Genomic DNA, 18,043 nt, shown 5'->3' with positions numbered 1-18,043 from the left:
CCGTCGCCACAACCTCCCCATCCGATTCCTCACTCGCCATCGCTTCGCTCCGGCTCACTCGTCATCCCTCGCGCGATTTCTCCTCGCGGCCGTCGCTTCGCTTCGGCACGCTCGAAAGCGCGCGCCAGAGCGGTGGTGAAGGGTCGCGACGAAATCATCAGTTCGCTATCATCGCGAGAAGAACCGTCCGAGCACTCCGGTCCGGCCGACCTGCCGGTAGGCGTCCCACAGTGGGTCGCCGGTGGTCCCGATATGGGGCAGGCCCAGTTTCGACGCGCGGTCGTCCTGTCGCCGAAGCGGTTCGACGACCGCGGGCCACTCGAAGTCCCAGAGTTCGGGTCGGTCGCCGGTCCAACCGGTTCGGTCCAGTACCGCGCTCGCGGCGCGGCGACCGGCCTCGTTCGCGGACTCCATGCTGGCGAGGTCGGTCTCGGTCCGGACGTAGTCCGCGGCGAGGACGAGGTTCGGGCAGTCAGTCGCGGCAACGGGTCGGTGTTGGCGGGTGTCAACGGTGTTGACGAGTAGGGTCGAATCGTTGCGCAGTCCGCCCCGTTCCGAATCCCACGAAAGCGCCGGGTCGAGGTGCGCGTCGAGTCGGTCGTCGTCGCGGAGCGTGTCTTCACCCAGATGGGCCTGCAACTGCGCCCAGACCTCGTCGAGAAGTTCGGGTGGCTCGCACTCTCGGGCCGGTTTTCCGTACAGGATACCGGGCGTGTCCCACTCCGAGACGATGACGGAGAGAACGCCCTCGCAGTCGTCGTAGGCGTCGAAGTCGTGGTCTGGCCAGAATTGGCGCTGGCTGACCGCGGTGAGTGCCCACGGTGCGTCGTAAAAGACGCCGTGGCCGCCGAGGTCTCGCAAGCCCTCGCGGAGGTAGAACTGCACACCGTTCATCCAGCCGCGGTCGAGGTCTCGCACGCCGGCCAACAAGGGCGCAGCCGCACAGAGGTCTGGCGTCAGCAGTCGACAGACCACGTCGCCGGGCACCGCTAGGACGTAGTGGTCGGCGGTCACCTGCCGGGTCTCGGCGGCTTCCCCGTCGTCGAACTGAACCGCGACCCCACTGACTCGATGCCCATCAGAGTCGATACCGGTGACCGTCGCGTTCGTGTGCAGTGTCACGCCCTGATCGCGGAGGTGGGCGACCCACGGGTCGATGAATCGGTCGTTGGTCGGCCCGTCGAGCAGTCGGTCGGCGTCGAGAGCGGGGTCGAACAATCCGCGAATCATCTGGAGGTAGATGCGCCCGATGGTCCGGGCGCTCGACACCTCGGGGCGCATGGCGACGAGCGACTGGGTCAGGCCGTAGCCGAGGAACGTCTGGTACGCCGGCGACATCTCGTCGGCGCGGACGAACTCCCACCACGAAGTCTGCTCGTACTCGGTGTCCCAGCGGTGGTCGCCGCTGGTCAGCATCGTCAGCAAGCGATTCGCGAAGAAGGCTGCCTCGTCCCGGGGAACCTGCGAGTGAACGACGTGTTGGACTCGCTCACGAATCTGGGACACGGTTCGCGGCGTCGCTAGCGGGAACTCTCGACTCGGGCCGTCGACGACCGACTGGAGCATCGTCTCGGTCGAGACGAGGTGGTCGAGCACACTGCCCCGGTCGGTCGGAATCCGCCGCATCGTATCCGGAAGGTGCTGGTAGAACCCCGGGACGAACCGGAAACCGTGTTCGGCTGGCAGGGCCGCCCCGCCGTCTCGGGGGCCTGGCATACTGCGGGCTTTCCCCCCGAACCGGTCGTTGTGTTCGTACACGGTCACGTCGACCCCACGATTCCCGAGTTCGTGGGCGGCAGTCAACCCTCCAATACCACCGCCGAGGACCGCGACCGTCTGGTTCCCTGTCATGCTGTTTCGGTCGTCCCCCACTTGGGACACGGTCGCCATGAACGTTTCTCGGCAGAGCCAGCACGCTCAAGTGCCACTCGGCTGTCTCTTCACCAAGATGGATGCTTCGCGTCTCGTCGTCGCCGTCCCGCCCAGCGCAGACGGTACCGGACCGAGAACGCTGCTGACGGACGAAGACGGGTTCGAGGTGGTCCGCCCGGCCGACCGGTCGGCGCTCCTCGATGCGCTGGACGCTGTCGACTGCATAGTCAGTCCGACGAACCCGGCCAGTGGTGACGTGTTCGGCTTACTCGAGGCAGTTCGCGCACGGGAGCCGTCGCTTCCGTTCCTCGTCGGGGCAGTCGACGGCTCGGACCGACTGGCTGGTGACGGGTCGACGCCCGGAACGACGGAGTACGTCCCGCTTTCGTCCGAGGCGTCGAACGATGAACTGGCGGCGCGAATCACGGACTCTGTGACGCGCCAGCGCGCGATTCTGGAGACGGGCGAGTACGCACAGTTGTTCGAGCGGTTGCTCGAAACCACGCCGAACTCCGTCGTCGTGGTCGACCAAGAGTGCGAGATACTCTTCGCCAACGAACGGCTGGGGCGAAATCTCGGCGTCGACCCAGCCGAACTGGTCGGCCGACAGTACACCGACCCGTTCTGGGAGATTACGGACCGGTCGGGCGACCCAGTGCCGATGGAAGACCGAACCGTGCCGCGGGTGTTAGCGACCGGAGAACCGGTCGAGGGCGAGGTCTACGGCGTCGATGCACCCGGCAAGCCGCCCCGATACGTCTCCGTGAGTAGCGCCCCGATTTTCGGCCCGAACGGATCGGTCGAGGCCGTCATGAGCATCAGTACGGACGTCACGGCGCAGATCACCCACCAGCGCGAACTGGCCCGGTACGAGGCAATCGTGGAGAACGTCGAAGACGTGGCGTTCGTCATCGACCAGACGGAGACGCTCCAGTTCGTGAGCACGCGGAGCGACCTGTTGTTCGGCCGGTCGCCCGACGAACTGGTCGACAACTCACTCGACGACTTCGTGCACCGGTTCGAAGCCGTCGGCGACACCGAGTTCGCTGAAGAGTTCGGCGACCTACACCATGCCGTCCAACAGATTTTGGCAGGCCACAGCCACCTCGAAGAAGTCGAACTCGACGTTCCGGTTCACGACGGGTGGATGACGCTCTCGTTCCGCCTGTTCGAGTGGGACGCGCCCGACGGCAGTCGAAACGTCGTCGGTCTCGCACAGGACGTGACCGACCGCGTCGGTCGGGAGCGTCGGCTCGCCCGGCAGAACCAGCAACTGGCGGTCCTCAACCGGGTGTTGCGTCACGACATCCGAAACGACGCGAACGTCGTCCTCGGCTGGGGTGAGTTGCTCCGCGAGTACATCGACGACCCCGAGGGCGAGGAACGACTCGACATCGTCCTGGAAACGGGCCAGCACGTCATCGACCTCACGCACGTCGCGGCCGACCTCGCCACGGCCATCGCGGGCGAGGACGAGATGCCAGCGAAGCCAGTCGACCCCTGTGACGTCTTACAGTCTGAACTGTGGAAGCTCCGTGAGAAGGAGCCAGCGGCCACTTTCGTGGGCCTCGACGACGATGCGTGTCCCCCAGTCGTGGCGACCGAGATGCTCTCGTCGGTGTTCCGGAACTTGCTCGGGAACGCGGTGAGGCACAGCAACCGCGAGCACCCCAAGGTCGTCGTTTCCGCTGATGTCGGCCCGGAGACGGTCCGATTCCGCGTCGCTGACGATGGGCCGGGCGTCCCAGACGAGCAAAAGCGGGTCATCTTCGGCGAGGGCGAGAAGGGACTCGACAGTCCGGGCACCGGGATGGGTCTCTACCTCGTCGACCTCATCGTCACGGAGTTCGGCGGGTCGGTCTGGGTCGAGGACAACGACCCGCGTGGCGCGGTGTTCGTCGTCGAACTCCCGCGAGCAGACCGCGCCGATGGCTTCGACGAAGCGACGAACAGCACCAGTACTGACGACCCGACCGACCGCGAGTGAGAAGGCCTATCCCCTCGTAGTACCCAGCGACAAGTCATGACCGACGAGGACGCGCTCAGAGACCGTATCGGCCAGTTCCTGGCGCGGAACTTCCCGCAGATAGAGCTCCACGGCGGGAGCTACGACGTGGCTCACCTCGACGCCGAGGAGGGGTCCGTGACGGTGCTCCTCACCGGGGCCTGTGACGGCTGTGGCATCTCTGACCTCACCATCTCGGCGGTTCGCTCTCGGCTCCTTTCGCAGTTCCCAGAACTCACCGACGTGACGGTCGAAACCGGCGTCGGCGCGGAAGCCGGTCCGATGCAGGACGATTTCTCCGACGTGCCGTTCTGACCGCCACAGCGCGAACGCACCACGGCACAGCTTTCGATACGAAGCCAACCACTTTATCGGCAGCAGTCGAAGCGAAGGCAGTGCGATTGGTCCACAGTGACGGCCACACGACCCGCTCGCTCGCCGGCACCGTCGAGACGGCAGACTCCACGCTCACGCGAGCGAAGGGGCTGATGTTCCGGCGGTCGATTCCCGACGACTACGCGCTCGTCTTTCGCTTCGACCAGCCGAAATCCCGCGACGTGCACATGCTGTTCGTCCCGTTCCCCATCGACGCCCTCTGGCTCGTCGGCGACGAAGTCGTACACAAGAAGCGCCTGCGCTCGTGGGTCGGCCTCGGCCGTGGGACGGCGGATACGCTCGTCGAACTCCCGGCAGGTGCGGCCGACGACGTCGAAGAAGGCGACATCGTCACGTTGCGAGAGTAGCCGCCACCCACCACAAGACTTTCATCCAAGCTTTGGGACATTTTCGGCGTGAATCGAAGACGGTTCCTCGCCGCCACTGCCGGCGCCCTCTCCATCGGACTGGCCGGTTGCGGCCATCCTCCCCCACACCTGTACCTCGACCTCGCCGAGGCGGATGACGACTCCCTCCGCAAGTGGACGACGATGCAGACGACCGAGTTGCGTGGTCGCCGCCGCATCGTAGCCAATCGACTCCTCGCCGACGAGTCGACGACGTACCTCTCGCGTTCCGACAACCCGGAACTCTCGGGCGGGACACAGCTCAGCCACGGCGACAGTGTCTCGACCGTCGAGACGACGAACGTCGGAACGGAGACACGAGATGGGTATCAGGTTACGGTCAACTACTACCCTGACGAACCAGCGCCGGAGGACGCGTCGGTCCTCCCGTTCGAAGACCTCTCTCAGGTCGAACGCCGACTGTTCGAAGAACTCGACCTGACGTTCATGCACGAGTACGCCAACGGTGAATCGACGAGCGAATCGCGCGTCTTCCCACCCGACGAGGCGTACGATGACACGACGCTCCTCCCCACTTCGGCGTCCGAAGCACTCGAAACTGGCTACGACTACCTCCGTTTCGAAGGGAGGGACTACAGACTAGAGCTGAAGTGGCAAACGTCGAAGACGTGGCACCGATTCGAGTACGCCATCGATGACCAGACCACGACGAGTGCGCACCTCTCGTCGCTTCGTCGGCAGTATCGGTTCACGCTGGACTCCGGGTCGCTCTCTGAGCGACAGCGCGAGATACTGCTGACGGCTATCGACGGCGGCGACGACAGCCTGGGCTACCACGAAGACGACCCGATATCGGACGCCTATCAGGGGCTGGTCGACTCGTTCCAGCAACACATCCACTTCGAGCCAGCCAGTGGGAGGCACAACTGGCTGGTCACGTACGACGGCGACGACTACCTCGCGTCGATGCAGGACGAGACCGGGTCAGTTCTCGACTACTGACGACGGACGGGTGACGGCCAGTCCACCCGTCACTCGTTCTCGGGCAATTCTTGCACGTCCGACAGACGCACCTGTCGGACGGTGACACCTTATACCACTCCCGGCCCTCCACTCTGTTGGCAACCACAATGACCGGTGACCGATTTATTCGGGGGTTCCCCCGAACACACACAGCTGTCCGATTCTGACGTACGATTCCTGGACACAACGCTTCGTGACGGCGAACAGGCACCCGGCGTCTCGCTGACGCCCGAGGAGAAAGTAGACGTAGCAACCGCGCTCGACGCGGCCGGCGTCTCGTTCGTGGAGGCGGGTAGCGCCTGCACCAGCGAGAGCGAGCGCGAGACGATTCGGCGCGTCACGTCGCAGAACCTCGACGCGACGGTGACGAGCTTCGCTCGCGGTCTCGCGGGCGACATCGACAGCGCGCTCGACTGTGACGTGGACGGCGTGAACCTCGTCGTCCCGGCCAGCGACCGCCACGTCGAGACGAAAGTCGGGTCGTCGCGCGAGGCTGTGCTGACGAACACCGCAGAACTCGTCGAGTACGCGAAAGACCACGGCCTCTGGGTCGAGGTCATCGGGGAGGACGGCTCCCGCGCCGACCTCGGCTTCCTCGACGACCTCGCGGCGGCCGCGATGGACGCCGGTGCAAATCGTGTCTGCTACGCCGACACGGTCGGCCACGCGGGACCGGAGCGCACCGCGGAAGTCGTCGAGACGCTCGCGGCGCACGGGCCGACGAGTGCGCACACCCACGACGACCTCGGCCTGGGCGTGACGAACGCCCTCGCCGCGATTCACGCGGGGGCCGACCTCGTCCACGCGACCGTAAACGGTGTCGGCGAACGCGCGGGCAACGTCGCACTCGAAGAGGTCGTGATGGCGCTCCAGCACGTCTACGGCGTCGAGACCCTCGACACCACGAAACTGGCCGACCTCGGGCAGGTCGTCTCTCGGACGACCGGCGTCCGCCCCGCACCGAACAAGGCCGTGACTGGGGCGAACGCGTTCGCCCACGAGTCGGGCATCCACACCGACGGGACGCTCAAGGACGACCGGATGTACGAACCGTACCCGCCCGAACAGGTCGGGCGCGAACGGCGCATCGTCCTCGGGAAGCACACGGGCCGTGCCGGTGCGCGCGCGGTCCTCTCCGAGTACGACGTATCGGCGACCGACGACGAACTGGACCGGGTCGTGGCTCGCGTGAAAGACCTCGCCGAGCGGGGCAAGCGCGTGACCGACTCGGACCTGCTCGCCATCGCCGAGGACGAGACGGACCACGAGCGCGAGCGCCGTGTCGAACTGCTCGAAGTCACCGCGACCTCTGGCAGTTCGACCCCGGCTGCGAGCGTCCGATTGGCCGTCGACGGTGAGGAGACAGTCGCCAGCGGAACCGGCTCCGGGCCGGTCGACGCCGCGGTCTCCGCGGTCCGCTCCGCACTCCTCGACGTTGAGGACGCTCACCTGACCTCGTACCACGTCGACGCCGTGACCGGCGGGACGAACGCCGTCGTCACGGTCGAAGTGACGATGGCCCGTGGCGACCGCTCGGTGACCGTCGCCCACAGCGACGCGGACATCACCCGCGCCAGCGTGAGTGCGATGGTCGACGCGCTCGACCGACTCCTCGCCGAGTCGAACGAGAAAGCGGTCCCAGCAGACGACTGAGTAGGATGGCGATGATGACGACGGCGATGTACCGACCAGTCGGCGCGACCGACCTGCACGGTTTTTTATCCCAGAACCTACAACAGTATTCTGTGGGATGAGCTACGACAGTCCGACACAGACGCCGGCGCGGGCGCAATTCGCCGACGAGACCCGTCCGCGAAAACGCATCGCCGACGAAACTGACGGCGTGGTCGAGCAGTTACGGGAGACTCTGGGGGCCGACCTGAGCATGGTCGCACTGTACAACGAAGACGTCCTCGAACTGCACTACGTTCACGAGACGGTACGCGAGCAGTACGACCAGAACGGCCTCGACGCGCTCGCATCCGACCTCTGTCTCGACGCACGAATGGGTGACGCGTATCAAGAATCGCTCGTCCAACTCGGTCAACTCAACTTCGTCGTCACCGGCTTCGACGACGGCCTACTCGCCCGAATCCCGCTCGACGACCGAACGGGCGTCGCGGTCACGACGAACCTGAACGCGGGCGACAAAATCGCGACAGAAGTCCCAGAGGTCGTCGCGGCACACGACGTGCGCGTCGAGTCGAAGAGCAAGCAGTGAGAGCAATCGGTGGCGTACCGTTCTCAGATTCGCACGACTGTACTGGAAAGTGATGCGTCTACGTGGCGGCATGCCATTCTAACTGACGGTCAAAACCGGGGAAATCAGGGTCTCAGCCGAGCGACTGTGTCGCGTCGGCCGCCTCCAGCAGTTCCTTGTAGCGGTTGCGGATGGTCACTTCGCTGACGTTCGCCACCGAACTCACGTCGTTCTGGGTGACGCGCTCGTTGACGAGCAGCGACCCGGCGTAGACGGCAGCGGCGGCGAGGCCGACGGGCGACTTCCCGGAGTGGAGGCCCGCCTCTTTGGCGGTCCGGAGGAGTTCGCGCGCCTGCATCTCTGCCTCGTCGGAGAGGTCTAAGTCGCTGGCGAAGCGAGCGACGTAGCTCTCCGGGTCGGCGGGCTGGACTTCGAGGCCGAGTTCGCGGACGATGTAGCGGTACGTCCGCTTGAACTCCATGTCGTCGACGCGGCTGACCGCGGCGACTTCGTCGAGCGAACGCGGCGTGCCAGCCTGTCGGGCCGCGGCGTACAGCGACGCCGTGGCGACGCCTTCGATGGACCGCCCGGGAAGCAGGTCCTCTTCGAGGGCGCGGCGGTAGATGACCGACGCCGTCTCGCGGACGCTCTCGGGCAGGCCGAGCGCGCTGGCCATCCGGTCGATTTCACCGAGCGCCTGTTTCAGGTTGCGCTCTTTCGAGTCTCGCGTGCGGAAGCGCTCGTCCCAGGTTCGAAGCCGCTGCATCTTGCGACGCTGGCGGCTGCTGAGTGCACGCCCGTAGGCGTCTTTGTCCTGCCAGCCGATGCTGGTCGACAGGCCTTTGTCGTGCATCATTTGGGTCGTCGGCGCGCCGACCCGCGACTTCTTGTCCTTTTCGCTGCTGTCGAACGCGCGCCACTCCGGTCCGCGGTCGATGCTGTCGGTCTCGACGACGAGGCCACACTGTGAACAGACCGTCTCACCGTGTTCTTCGTCGTTCATCAGGCGGCCGCTGCACTCCGGACACGTCTGTGTCTCGCGTTCCGACGGGGTCGTCTCTGTCTCTGCACTGTAGGTGCGAATTCGTGTGTCGGACATCGTGGGGGGAGGGCAAGGAGTCCCTTCGGTCGGGACGCTTCTTGCTAACCGGAGGTAACCGACATCAGAATATAAGCCTTTTGGCAAAACTTATGTGTCTGCAGGAGTTTCCAGCTTGTCGATACGGTCCGAGACGGCCGGGTGAACGTCGAGGAGTCGGGTGGTCGTGCCGGTTGGTTCGAAGATGAGTTTCCGGTCGAGCAACACCTCCAGTGCGCGAACCATCGCGTCGTGGCTCACCGCGCGAGCGGCGTCCCGGTCGGCGACGAACTCGGTGCGCCGGAGCGTCCAGAACCACAACACGGCGTAGGGAACGATACCGAAACCGACGAGGCGAACGATATCGGTCAGGCCGAACTCGACGGCGACGAGCATCGGGACGACCAGCAGTGCGACTAGCCCGAAACGCATCGCCACGTGGTTTCGGCGGTGATGGGAGACTTCGTGGGCGACGACGGCCGCAAGTTCGTCGTCGGAGAGCAACTCGAACACTGTCTCCGTGAGGAAGACGTACCGGAAGCCGGGGACGACGCCCGCGGCGAACGCGCAGCCGACTCTGGTCCGCGGGTCGACGACTCTGAGGCGGACGCCGTCGGGGAGCACGTGCGAGATTCGTGCTCGTTCGGCCGTGGTCGGCTCTCTCGTTCGCAGTCCGACCGAGAGCGACAGCGGCGACAGCGCCACGCTCAGCAGGACGACGGCGAGGGCCCCGGCGATTCGCGGCCAGCCACTCGGGACGACCCGGACGAAGGTGACGATGGTGGCGATGACGACCGTGACCGCGATTGCACGGACGACGACCCACCAGAGGACGAACCCCGCCGAGATTACCCAGTGGCGGACCTGTCCGCGGTAGGGTGCGACGGCGAGGGCCGTGGCCGTAATCGAGGGGAGCACGGCGAAGACGAACACGCCAGCACCGACGACGACCGGCGCGAGGACCTGTGGCAGGTCGGCGAAGAACGCCTGTAAGCCGAGCGCAGTGCCGGCGACGCTAGCGAGGAAGAGATTCACCACGAGCGCGACGGTGTAGCCGAGACGCCGCAAATGACGAAGTCGAACTGCCGTGACCGGCTCCCGCACCTGCTGCTGTAGGAGTCGTGCGGCGACGTAGCGAACGGCCACGTACCAGCCGGCCGCAACGAGGAGGTGGACGAGGAGACCGAGGACCAGAGACACTGTTCGAAGGTTCGACTGCTGTGTTGTTGAATGTTACCACTATTGGGGTGTCTGTCGGGATTTCTCGAAAATAAAACGTCTCTGACGGCAGTTGGGTGCTACGCCGAATCAGCCTCGGGTGCTACGCTGAGTGAAACCTCAGGAGTCACCATCGGCCGTCGTGCTCGGCTCCTGGTCGACCGTCTCTGCCGAGACGTCGCCTTCCACACTGGCGTTCTCTGCGAGAATCACGGTGCCGTCCGTGGTCAGGTCACCCTCGACGACGCTCTCGGAACTCAACAGGACCGTCCCGCGCGTCGTTACGTCCCCTTCGACTTCCACGCCAGCGCCGCGAACCACGTTCGCCACGTCCATCTGGGTTCCCTGTTCGAACGCCGCACGGCTACCGTCGAGGTCGACACCCAGCAGTACGTCACCGTCTGCGAGTACGTCGCCGTCGACCTCCACGTCGGAACCGGTGACGACGGCACCCCCAGCGACGATGTCGCCTTCGACTTCTGTCCCGTCTTCGAGAATTACGTGTCGTTCGGCGAACACGTCGCCCTCGATAGTGACACCACTGGTGACGTAGAGGTCGCCGTCTGAGGTTACGTCAGCATCCGTGTCGCTCGTGACGGTCGTCGTCGCCACATCTCTCGTGACAGTCCAGTAGCTGGCCTCTGTCGAGTCTCCGCACGGGTCGTCCTCGGCTTCGACGCCGCCGAGTTGTCGGCTCGATTCTGCACTCGTGCGTCTACCGACGAGTGCGACACCGCCGACAGTACCGAGTACCGTGAGAACTTTCCTACGCAAGACAGCTGTGTTCATGGTTATCACTGTACATAGATTCCCTGGCGAGATAAGCTGGAAGTAACTCCGGGCGGAATGTCCAACCGCGTGGGTGTACCGAAGGTGGCTATAGGCCATGCTAACGCGGACGGTGAACCCGCTGATGTCACGAGTCGGACTATCACTCACCCTTATAATCCTAATGGAGTAAATATGCTACACAGTGGTGTGGTATGTGCCCCCAACACATATATGGGCAGACTGCGGATTGTTAGCTATTCCGATGTACGGGGAACTGCCACTACAAACAGGCGGGGCGGACGGACTGTTCCCACGCGGAACACGGGTCGAAATCTTCGACGAGATCTTCATCGTGTTCCTCGCGCTCGGCACGCTGGTCGGCGTCGTCGTGCTCGGGTACATGGTCTGGAACGCCTACAAGTACCGAGACCACGAGGGGCGTGGGGAGCGTGACGAGTACGAGGAGGGTCGCCCAATCTTGGGTGAGGTGCCGACGGGTGGTGGTCACGGGCGAAAACTGCTCCTTTCGTTCAGTATCAGTGCCATCATCGTCCTCTCGCTCATCCTCTGGACGTACACCGCGTTGCTGTTCGTCGAGAGTCCACCGACTGCCGCGGCGAGTCCGTCCGACCCGGACGCCGCCGAAGAGATGCGCGTGAACGTCACCGGCTACCAGTTCGGCTGGAAGTTCGAGTACGAGAACGGGGTGACGACCGACGGCACGCTCCGGGTACCGGCGGACCAACGGGTCAGGCTGGTAGTCACGTCGAGCGACGTGTTCCACAACTTCGGCGTCCCAGCGTTACGGACGAAGACCGACGCCATCCCCGGACAGACGACCGAAACCTGGTTCGGGCCGGTCGAAACGGGGACCTATCAGGCGGTCTGTTACGAACTCTGCGGCGCAGGCCACTCCTACATGACCGGCGAGGTGGTCGTCATGGAGCCGGAGGCGTTCGAGCAGTGGTACGCGAACCAGTCCGCAGAGAGTGAGAATCAGTCCGGCAACCAGACCGAAAACGGCAGCAGTTCCGGCAACGCGACGACCACCACGACCGGCAGCGAGGACCTGTCGCGGCCCGGTGACATCGCCGCCACGAGCAGTATCGCACACGTGAACGCAGACCTTCAGGCGAGGGCCTTCTCCGCATGACCGACGCACACGACTCCGATGGACGTACCGACCCGGATAGGCACGGCGACCGACCGCCAGCCGACGGCGAGACACTGCCAGACGGCGGCACGAAGTCGGCCGACGGTGGGGCGATAGTCAGTCGCGACGACCTGCCGCTTCCGCCGAGCGACGACCACGCGGAGGAACACGGCCTACCGCCGATGTACTCTATCAAGCGGTGGTTCGTCACGACCAACCACAAGGACGTGGGCATCCTCTACACCGTGACAGCCCTGTTCTTCCTCGTCTTCGGCGGCGTACTCGCGCTCCTGTTCCGCCTCGAACTGTGGACGCCGGGAGCACAGATTATGCAGGCCGACGCGTACAACCAGGCCGTCTCCATCCACGGGCTGATGATGGTGTTCTGGTTCCTCTCACCGTTCGCCTTCGGCTTCGCGAACTACGTCGTGCCGCTGCAAATCGGCGCGAAAGACCTCGCGTTCCCGCGACTGAACGCGCTGTCGTACTGGCTCTATCTGGCGTCGGGCATCCTCGTCGCCGTCTCGTTCTTCCAGGGTGGGTCGTTCGCCGGTGGGTGGACGATGTATGCCCCACTGAACTTGCCAGTGTACACACCGAAAGTCGGGAGTTCGACCGCCGTGTTGGCGTTGTTACTGTTCGTCGTCTCCGTCACGGTCGGCTCGGTGAACTTCCTCACGACGATACATCGCATGCGGGCGAAGGGAATGACGTTGCGGAAGATGCCGTTGTTCACGTGGAGTATCCTCCTCACGGTGTGGATGATGCTGTTCGCGTTCGCGGCCCTGCTCGCAGCGCTGATGCTGCTCTCGTCTGACCGCCTGCTCGGGACGACCTACTTCGCGGCGACGAGTCCCGGCGGCTCGATGCTGTGGGCGCACCTGTTCTGGTTCTTCGGGCACCCCGAGGTGTACATCGTCTTCTTCCCCGCACTCGGCGCGATGGCGGAGATTTTCCAGACGTTCTGTGGCCGCAGAATCGTCGGTCGGAAGTGGTTCATCGGCTCGATGTTGCTCGTCGCCATCCAGAGCTTCGTCGTCTGGATGCACCACATGTTCCTGACGAGCATCAACCTCCAGATAAAGACGCTGTTCATGGCGACCACCATCGGTATCTCACTCCCGTTCGACCTGATGGTCTTCGCGCTCATCTACACGATGCTGAAGGGGAAGATACGCTTCAAGACCCCCTTCCTGTTCGCGTTCGGCGCGCTCGTGCTGTTCATCCTCGGCGGCATCACCGGCGTGTTCCTCGGTGCGGTCGTGCTGGACTACACGCTTCGTGGGACGTACTGGGTCGTCGCCCACTTCCACTACGTGATGGTCGGCGGCGTGACGGGACTGGTCGCGGCCCTCTACTACTGGTTCCCGAAGATGAGCGGGAAGATGTACGACGAGTTCCTCGGGAAGGTCCACTTCGCGATGTACTTCGTCGGGTTCAATCTGCTCTACTTCCCGATGTTCCTCGCGTGGGAGACGCCGCGGCGTGTCTTCCAGTACGCGCCGGGACTCACGGGCTTCCACCAGCTATCGACCATCGGGGCGTTCCTGCTCGGGTCGTCGTTCCTCGTGATGTTCTACAACCTGTTCACGAGTCTGTTCAACGGTGAAGACGCCGCTGGTGACCCGTGGCGCTACGTCTCGACCGCCGAGTGGACCGTCTCCTCGCCGCCGCCGCTGGAGAACTTCCCGGGCACGCCGAGCTACGAGAGCGGCAAACTCGAGTTCGAAGGCGTGACGACCGGCAGCAGTGGCACGGCGACGGCCGATGGCGGTGAAACGGCCACCGACGGCGGCGAACCCGTGACCGATGGCGGTACGGACACTGACGACGGTGGCGGCGGTAGTGGCGGCGGCGGTGGCGGCGGTAGTATCGGTAGCGGCGGCGGCGGGAGTGGCGGAAGTGGTGGCGGCGGCGGTGGTGATAGCGGCGATGGCGGTGGCGGCGACACCGCGACTGACGGCGGCACCGCAACCGCGATGCAACCGGCGAGTACCGAGCCAGCCATCCACGAAGAGGAAGAACACGAAGACCACGCGAGTATCTGGCCGTTCGTGATTAGCGTCGGCGCGTTCTTCCTCCTGTTTGGCCTGTCCGGGCTGGATAGTGGCAGTTTCGCTGCGGGCATGGCTGGGACCGTCTATATGGGCCTCACTGGCGTCGGACTGGTCGTCCTTGGTGGCGGCCTGTTCGGCATGACGACGGAACCGTTCCACGGGCCCGAAGGCGGTATCGGCGAAGCGTGGCCGTTCGTCGGCGTCGAGAACACGAAACTCGGGGTGTGGATCTTCCTCGCCTCAGACGTGGTGCTGTTCGGTGCCTTCATCGGCGCGTTCGTGTTCTCGCGCGTCGCCTACGGCTGGGCGGACTGGCACCACGACCTCATCCCGGCGGAACACGTCGTCCTGCCCGGGCTCATCAACACGTACATCCTGCTCACGAGCAGTTTCGCCATCGTGCTGGCGCTCGTCGCCGCCGACCGCGGGAGTCGTGGCGGCGTCATCGCCGCGATGTCGACGACGGTCGTGCTGGGTATCGCGTTCCTCATCAACAAAGGAATGGAGTGGTTGCACCTGTTCCACATTCACTCCGAGGCGTTCCCACAGGGCTGGGACATCTCGACGAACATCGCGTCGACGACGTTCTACGTAACGACCGGGCTCCACGGCCTGCACGTCATCATCGGCCTCGTCATCGCGCTGTGGATGATTTACAGGGCGTGGCACGGGGCCTACCTCGACGACGACAAACCCATCGAGTACTTCGGGCTGTACTGGCACTTCGTCGACATCGTCTGGCTGTTCCTGTTCCCGCTGTTCTACATCTTCTGAGGTGACCAAAAATGTCAAAACTAAAACTGTACACGGTGATATACGTGGTCCTGTTCGTCCTCGCGACGGCGCAGGTAGTGGTAGAGATGCTCGGCTACCTCGAAACGGCGTACTGGACTGCCTTCGCGGTCATCATGTTGATGTCGTTCGCGAAGGCGGCGGTCGTCGCCGGCTGGTACCAGCACCTCACCGACGAACCGCGGTCGGTCACGACGATGATACTGATGGGGTTACTCGCAGCAGTCGCACTGACTGTCGCAGCATCGTACTCGATACTGTAGCGAAACCAGCCTCGTTCCGACTCAATCCTTCTGTTGTTGCTGTGCCAGTTTCAACTCACTCACGTCCTGCTGGAATCCGACGTAGTGGGTGACGACACCGTCGTCACAGACCGGTGCGACGCTCACTCGGTTCCAGAAGGGCGTCTTGTCGACTCGGTAGTTCAACAGGTCGACAGTCAGTGACCGCTCCTCGGCAATCGCCGTCCGCAGAGCGTCCACGGTCTCCGTGTCGGTGTCCTCACCCTGTAAGAACCGACAGTTCCGACCGACGACGGTATCGCGGTCGTACCCGGTGAGGCGAGAGAACCCATCGTTCGCGTAGAGTATCGGGTTGTCCTGCTGGTTCGAGTCGGTGATGACGATGCCGATGGGCGCGGCGTCCATGGCCCGCTCTTTCAGCGAGAGTTCCGACTGTAACCGTGCTGCGTCCGTTCGTTCGTGCACGGTACAGACGAACGATTGCTCGGGTTCGCTGTAGGTGGCGGTCAGTTCGACCTCGACCGGTGTTCCACCTTCACCGACGTGGGTTACGACGCCTCGCCACCGGTCGGTGTCGTCGTGCTGGGTCCGGAGCGCTTCTAGCTGATCGTTCACCGTCCTGTTGTCGCCTTCGAGGATACAGAACGACTCGCCGACGAGTGAGCCGCGCTCGTAGCCGTAGAGTCGTTCGAAGGCGTCGTTCACGTAGATGAAGTGTTTCGTCTCGTCGAGGATGGCGATGCCTTCTGTCGCCGTCTCCAGTGCCCTGAGACTTCGTTTCGCGTGTTTCTCGGCCCGATTTCTGGCGACCGCGTTCTCGATTCTGTTGGCGAGAATGGTGTACTGTTCGCTCCCACCGCGCTTCTGGAGGTAGTTCGTCACGCCCCGTTCGATGGCCTTTCCGGCGACTGCTTCGGACCCTTTCCCCGTGAACAGGATGAACGGCATGTCGGGATACTGTTCGCGAACCGCGACGAGGAACTCGAGCCCGTCCATCTCCGGCATCTGATAGTCGCTCACGATGCAGTCGACGGGCGCGGTGTCGAGATAGTCGAGCCCGGCTTTCGCACTCGACTCGGTCACGACCTCGAACTCGGAGTCCGCCTCCGTGAGGTACGCCGTGACGAGGTCGCCGAACGCGGATTCGTCGTCGACGTGGAGGACACGAATCGGGTCGGCGGGCTGTCGTCCCAGGAATGTACCCCCATCAGCCATCGAACAGATGAGTGAGTGAAGTGACACACTGCTCCGACCAAAGTCCATGCAAGAAGGAGGGAACGAACGGGCTTAACTCGGTGGCCCAAACTCCGTCACCAGGTCTGACACTCGGTCAGTTGTCGACACCCACGCAGGTGTCTCGAACGTTCGTCGCCAGCGACAATACACTCGCCGTCAACAGCGCGATAGCCCCGACGAGGAACACCGTCGCGAGCGGCGAGTCAGGGTCAGTGAACGCCCAGTAGAGCGGACTCGCGGAAGCGCCGAACGCCGCACTCGCAATCCCGTAGAACGCGGGGGCACAGCAACAACAGGCAGTCGCACCGGTCGTGGCGATGGTGCCGGCGACGCCTCGAACCGAACTCGACGCTGCGGTGTCCGTCGGCGTCACGCCACCGTCGGTCGCCGCCGATTCGGACTCGTGCGTCGGCTCCGGGTCTGCGTCGTCCCGGGCGAGCCAGACGGCCGCCCCGAGCGTCGCGTTCAGCCCCACGAGTCCCGCGAGTATCGTGAGAATCAACGCCGTGCCGACCGAGAGGGCGGTAAACAGGGGTACCGACGGCCAGTACGCCTCGACGGCTGGCCACATCACCAGCGGACTGGCGAACTCGGTGACGACGACGAACGATTCGCCGCCAGCCTGTGGGACCTGGTCGGGATTGACCGAAAGCAGGCCCGAAGAGACGGCGAAGAAGACGGCGAAGCCGAGACCGGCGAGGCTGCCGACGAGTCGGGCGCGACGGTCGGTGGCCCCGATTGCAGGCCACACCTCGGTCCAGACCACGTAGCCGAGGACGACCGGAAGGGCGAGGACGAGTGCGTAGCCCAGCGGGTGGAAGACGGTTCCGTGGGGGACGAGCTCCGGATAGGCGACCCAGAAGCCGAGCACTGCGCCGAGCAGTGGATACGCGTGGTGGTCGCCCCAGCGGGTGTTGTACAGCACGACGCTCGCGGTGGCGATGGCCATGCCGGCGAAGAACGTCAGTGCGGGGTAGAACGTACGTGGGAGAGGCGTGCTCGTGATGGGTTCGACCTGTATCTCGACCAGTCCGACCGCGCCGAGCGCCGTCAGGACGGTACCGGCGGCCACAGCGAGTCCTGCGGCCCGCGTGGAGAGGCCAGTGCTGGTCCGGTCGAGGACCACGACCACGCCGAGGATGGCTGCTCCGAGTAGGAACAGCGTGAGCAGGACGAAGTGTGGCACGCCTGCGTGGACGGTTCCCTGATGGGCTTGAGCCGACGGGACGGCCGAGAGGCTCGCAATCGCCACGACGAGTGTCGTGATAGTGCGTCGGGTCGTCGAGTCGGCGAGACCGGGGCGTGAGACCGTCATAGTGCCAGCACCACCATGTACACCAGCACGAGTATCGCGTAGAGCCCACCCAGTGCGGCGATGACCTTGAGGTGGAACAGGAACAGTTCGTCCGTCTCCTCGTCCTGTGCAGCCTCGTAGGCCGCCTGCTCGTGTGGGTTGAGGTCGTCACCGTGGCGGTCTCCGAGGTGGAGTGCGTGTAGATGTTCGGTCGGGAACGGGCGACCACAGTGGTCACAGGTTGCGGCCGGCTGCTCGTCGGCGTCGAGGGTGGTCGACGTGTCTCGACCCGTCGACTGGTCAGCCGTCGCTGTCTGGGTGGGCGATACCTCCTCGGAGTGTGGATCGATTGTAGCCAT

At 64.4% G+C, this 18,043-nt stretch carries 16 protein-coding genes; 9 read left to right on the top strand and 7 right to left on the bottom strand.

Translation table 11 applies throughout. The annotated features are described in order from the left end of the window. Positions 1–168: 168 nt before the first annotated feature. Positions 169–1,851 (bottom strand): hydroxysqualene dehydroxylase, encoded by a 1,683-nt coding sequence (locus ACSC1P_RS13880; protein ID WP_435360783.1) that lies wholly within the window; start codon positions 1,849–1,851, stop codon positions 169–171. 97 nt (positions 1,852–1,948) lie between these two features. Between ACSC1P_RS13880 and ACSC1P_RS13875 the strand changes: the two genes are divergently transcribed. From ACSC1P_RS13875 to ACSC1P_RS13850, 6 genes are all read left to right on the top strand, one after another. Continuing rightward, on the top strand, positions 1,949–3,859 hold the full coding sequence (locus ACSC1P_RS13875; protein ID WP_435360782.1) for a sensor histidine kinase: 1,911 nt from the start codon (positions 1,949–1,951) through the stop codon (positions 3,857–3,859). Between the two features lie 36 nt (positions 3,860–3,895). Beyond that, positions 3,896–4,192 carry a NifU family protein gene (locus ACSC1P_RS13870; RefSeq protein WP_435360781.1) on the top strand — a complete coding sequence of 99 codons (297 nt, stop codon included), beginning with the start codon at positions 3,896–3,898 and terminating at the stop codon, positions 4,190–4,192. An 80-nt stretch (positions 4,193–4,272) separates the two neighbouring features. Further along, positions 4,273–4,620 (top strand): DUF192 domain-containing protein, encoded by a 348-nt coding sequence (locus ACSC1P_RS13865; protein WP_435360780.1) that lies wholly within the window; start codon positions 4,273–4,275, stop codon positions 4,618–4,620. 48 nt (positions 4,621–4,668) lie between these two features. After that, positions 4,669–5,622, top strand: coding sequence for a hypothetical protein (locus ACSC1P_RS13860; RefSeq protein WP_435360779.1), 954 nt, complete (start codon positions 4,669–4,671; stop codon positions 5,620–5,622). A gap of 135 nt (positions 5,623–5,757) precedes the next feature. Next, positions 5,758–7,296, top strand: a complete 1,539-nt coding sequence (locus ACSC1P_RS13855) for a 2-isopropylmalate synthase (protein ID WP_435360778.1) — start codon at positions 5,758–5,760, stop codon at positions 7,294–7,296. Between the two features lie 97 nt (positions 7,297–7,393). Beyond that, complete coding sequence (locus ACSC1P_RS13850; protein WP_435360777.1) at positions 7,394–7,864, top strand: DUF7522 family protein; 471 nt, start codon at positions 7,394–7,396, stop codon at positions 7,862–7,864. Between the two features lie 112 nt (positions 7,865–7,976). On the opposite strand, the gene ACSC1P_RS13845 is transcribed toward ACSC1P_RS13850, so the two are convergent. The 3 genes from ACSC1P_RS13845 to ACSC1P_RS13835 all read right to left on the bottom strand — a co-directional run bounded on the left by ACSC1P_RS13845 (position 7,977) and on the right by ACSC1P_RS13835 (position 10,928). Continuing rightward, complete coding sequence (locus ACSC1P_RS13845) at positions 7,977–8,942, bottom strand: transcription initiation factor IIB (RefSeq protein ID WP_435360776.1); 966 nt, start codon at positions 8,940–8,942, stop codon at positions 7,977–7,979. A 90-nt stretch (positions 8,943–9,032) separates the two neighbouring features. Next, positions 9,033–10,121, bottom strand: a complete 1,089-nt coding sequence (locus tag ACSC1P_RS13840; protein WP_435360775.1) for a M48 family metalloprotease — start codon at positions 10,119–10,121, stop codon at positions 9,033–9,035. 138 nt (positions 10,122–10,259) lie between these two features. Then, complete coding sequence (locus ACSC1P_RS13835; protein WP_435360774.1) at positions 10,260–10,928, bottom strand: bactofilin family protein; 669 nt, start codon at positions 10,926–10,928, stop codon at positions 10,260–10,262. Positions 10,929–11,172: 244 nt separating this feature from the next. Here ACSC1P_RS13835 and coxB point away from each other — a divergent pair, with 244 nt between their 5' ends. From coxB to ACSC1P_RS13820, 3 genes are all read left to right on the top strand, one after another. Next, entirely contained in the window at positions 11,173–12,063 is an 891-nt protein-coding gene (coxB, locus tag ACSC1P_RS13830) for a cytochrome c oxidase subunit II (protein ID WP_435360773.1), read from the top strand. Positions 12,064–12,245: 182 nt separating this feature from the next. Beyond that, positions 12,246–14,894, top strand: a complete 2,649-nt coding sequence (locus ACSC1P_RS13825) for a cbb3-type cytochrome c oxidase subunit I (RefSeq protein ID WP_435361511.1) — start codon at positions 12,246–12,248, stop codon at positions 14,892–14,894. An 11-nt stretch (positions 14,895–14,905) separates the two neighbouring features. After that, positions 14,906–15,175: a cytochrome C oxidase subunit IV family protein gene (locus ACSC1P_RS13820; RefSeq protein ID WP_435360772.1), complete on the top strand. Its 270-nt coding sequence runs from the start codon at positions 14,906–14,908 to the stop codon at positions 15,173–15,175. Between the two features lie 21 nt (positions 15,176–15,196). Here the strand turns inward: ACSC1P_RS13820 and ACSC1P_RS13815 are convergent, their stop codons facing one another. From ACSC1P_RS13815 to ACSC1P_RS13805, 3 genes are all read right to left on the bottom strand, one after another. Further along, positions 15,197–16,396: a PAS domain-containing protein gene (locus ACSC1P_RS13815; protein WP_435360771.1), complete on the bottom strand. Its 1,200-nt coding sequence runs from the start codon at positions 16,394–16,396 to the stop codon at positions 15,197–15,199. A gap of 88 nt (positions 16,397–16,484) precedes the next feature. Then, positions 16,485–17,705 carry a hypothetical protein gene (locus tag ACSC1P_RS13810; RefSeq protein WP_435360770.1) on the bottom strand — a complete coding sequence of 407 codons (1,221 nt, stop codon included), beginning with the start codon at positions 17,703–17,705 and terminating at the stop codon, positions 16,485–16,487. Next, complete coding sequence (locus ACSC1P_RS13805; protein WP_435360769.1) at positions 17,702–18,043, bottom strand: DUF7410 domain-containing protein; 342 nt, start codon at positions 18,041–18,043, stop codon at positions 17,702–17,704. The genes ACSC1P_RS13810 and ACSC1P_RS13805 overlap by 4 nt, the downstream gene beginning before the upstream one ends.

It is taken from the genome of Haloarchaeobius caseinilyticus (assembly GCF_051207395.1).
Lineage (GTDB): Archaea > Halobacteriota > Halobacteria > Halobacteriales > Natrialbaceae > Haloarchaeobius.
Note: the sequence above shows the minus strand (reverse complement) of the source record. Positions and strands in the feature narration are given on the sequence as shown.

Coding starts and splice junctions, on each gene's coding strand:
- ACSC1P_RS13880 (WP_435360783.1), bottom strand. CDS start 1,851: ATGACAGGGAACCAGACGGTCGCGGTCCTCGGCGGTGGTATTGGAGGG.
- ACSC1P_RS13875 (WP_435360782.1), top strand. CDS start 1,949: ATGGATGCTTCGCGTCTCGTCGTCGCCGTCCCGCCCAGCGCAGACGGT.
- ACSC1P_RS13870 (WP_435360781.1), top strand. CDS start 3,896: ATGACCGACGAGGACGCGCTCAGAGACCGTATCGGCCAGTTCCTGGCG.
- ACSC1P_RS13850 (WP_435360777.1), top strand. CDS start 7,394: ATGAGCTACGACAGTCCGACACAGACGCCGGCGCGGGCGCAATTCGCC.
- ACSC1P_RS13845 (WP_435360776.1), bottom strand. CDS start 8,942: ATGTCCGACACACGAATTCGCACCTACAGTGCAGAGACAGAGACGACC.
- ACSC1P_RS13835 (WP_435360774.1), bottom strand. CDS start 10,928: ATGAACACAGCTGTCTTGCGTAGGAAAGTTCTCACGGTACTCGGTACT.
- coxB (WP_435360773.1), top strand. CDS start 11,173: ATGTACGGGGAACTGCCACTACAAACAGGCGGGGCGGACGGACTGTTC.
- ACSC1P_RS13825 (WP_435361511.1), top strand. CDS start 12,246: ATGTACTCTATCAAGCGGTGGTTCGTCACGACCAACCACAAGGACGTG.
- ACSC1P_RS13820 (WP_435360772.1), top strand. CDS start 14,906: ATGTCAAAACTAAAACTGTACACGGTGATATACGTGGTCCTGTTCGTC.
- ACSC1P_RS13810 (WP_435360770.1), bottom strand. CDS start 17,705: ATGACGGTCTCACGCCCCGGTCTCGCCGACTCGACGACCCGACGCACT.
- ACSC1P_RS13805 (WP_435360769.1), bottom strand. CDS start 18,043: ATGGCTACAATCGATCCACACTCCGAGGAGGTATCGCCCACCCAGACA.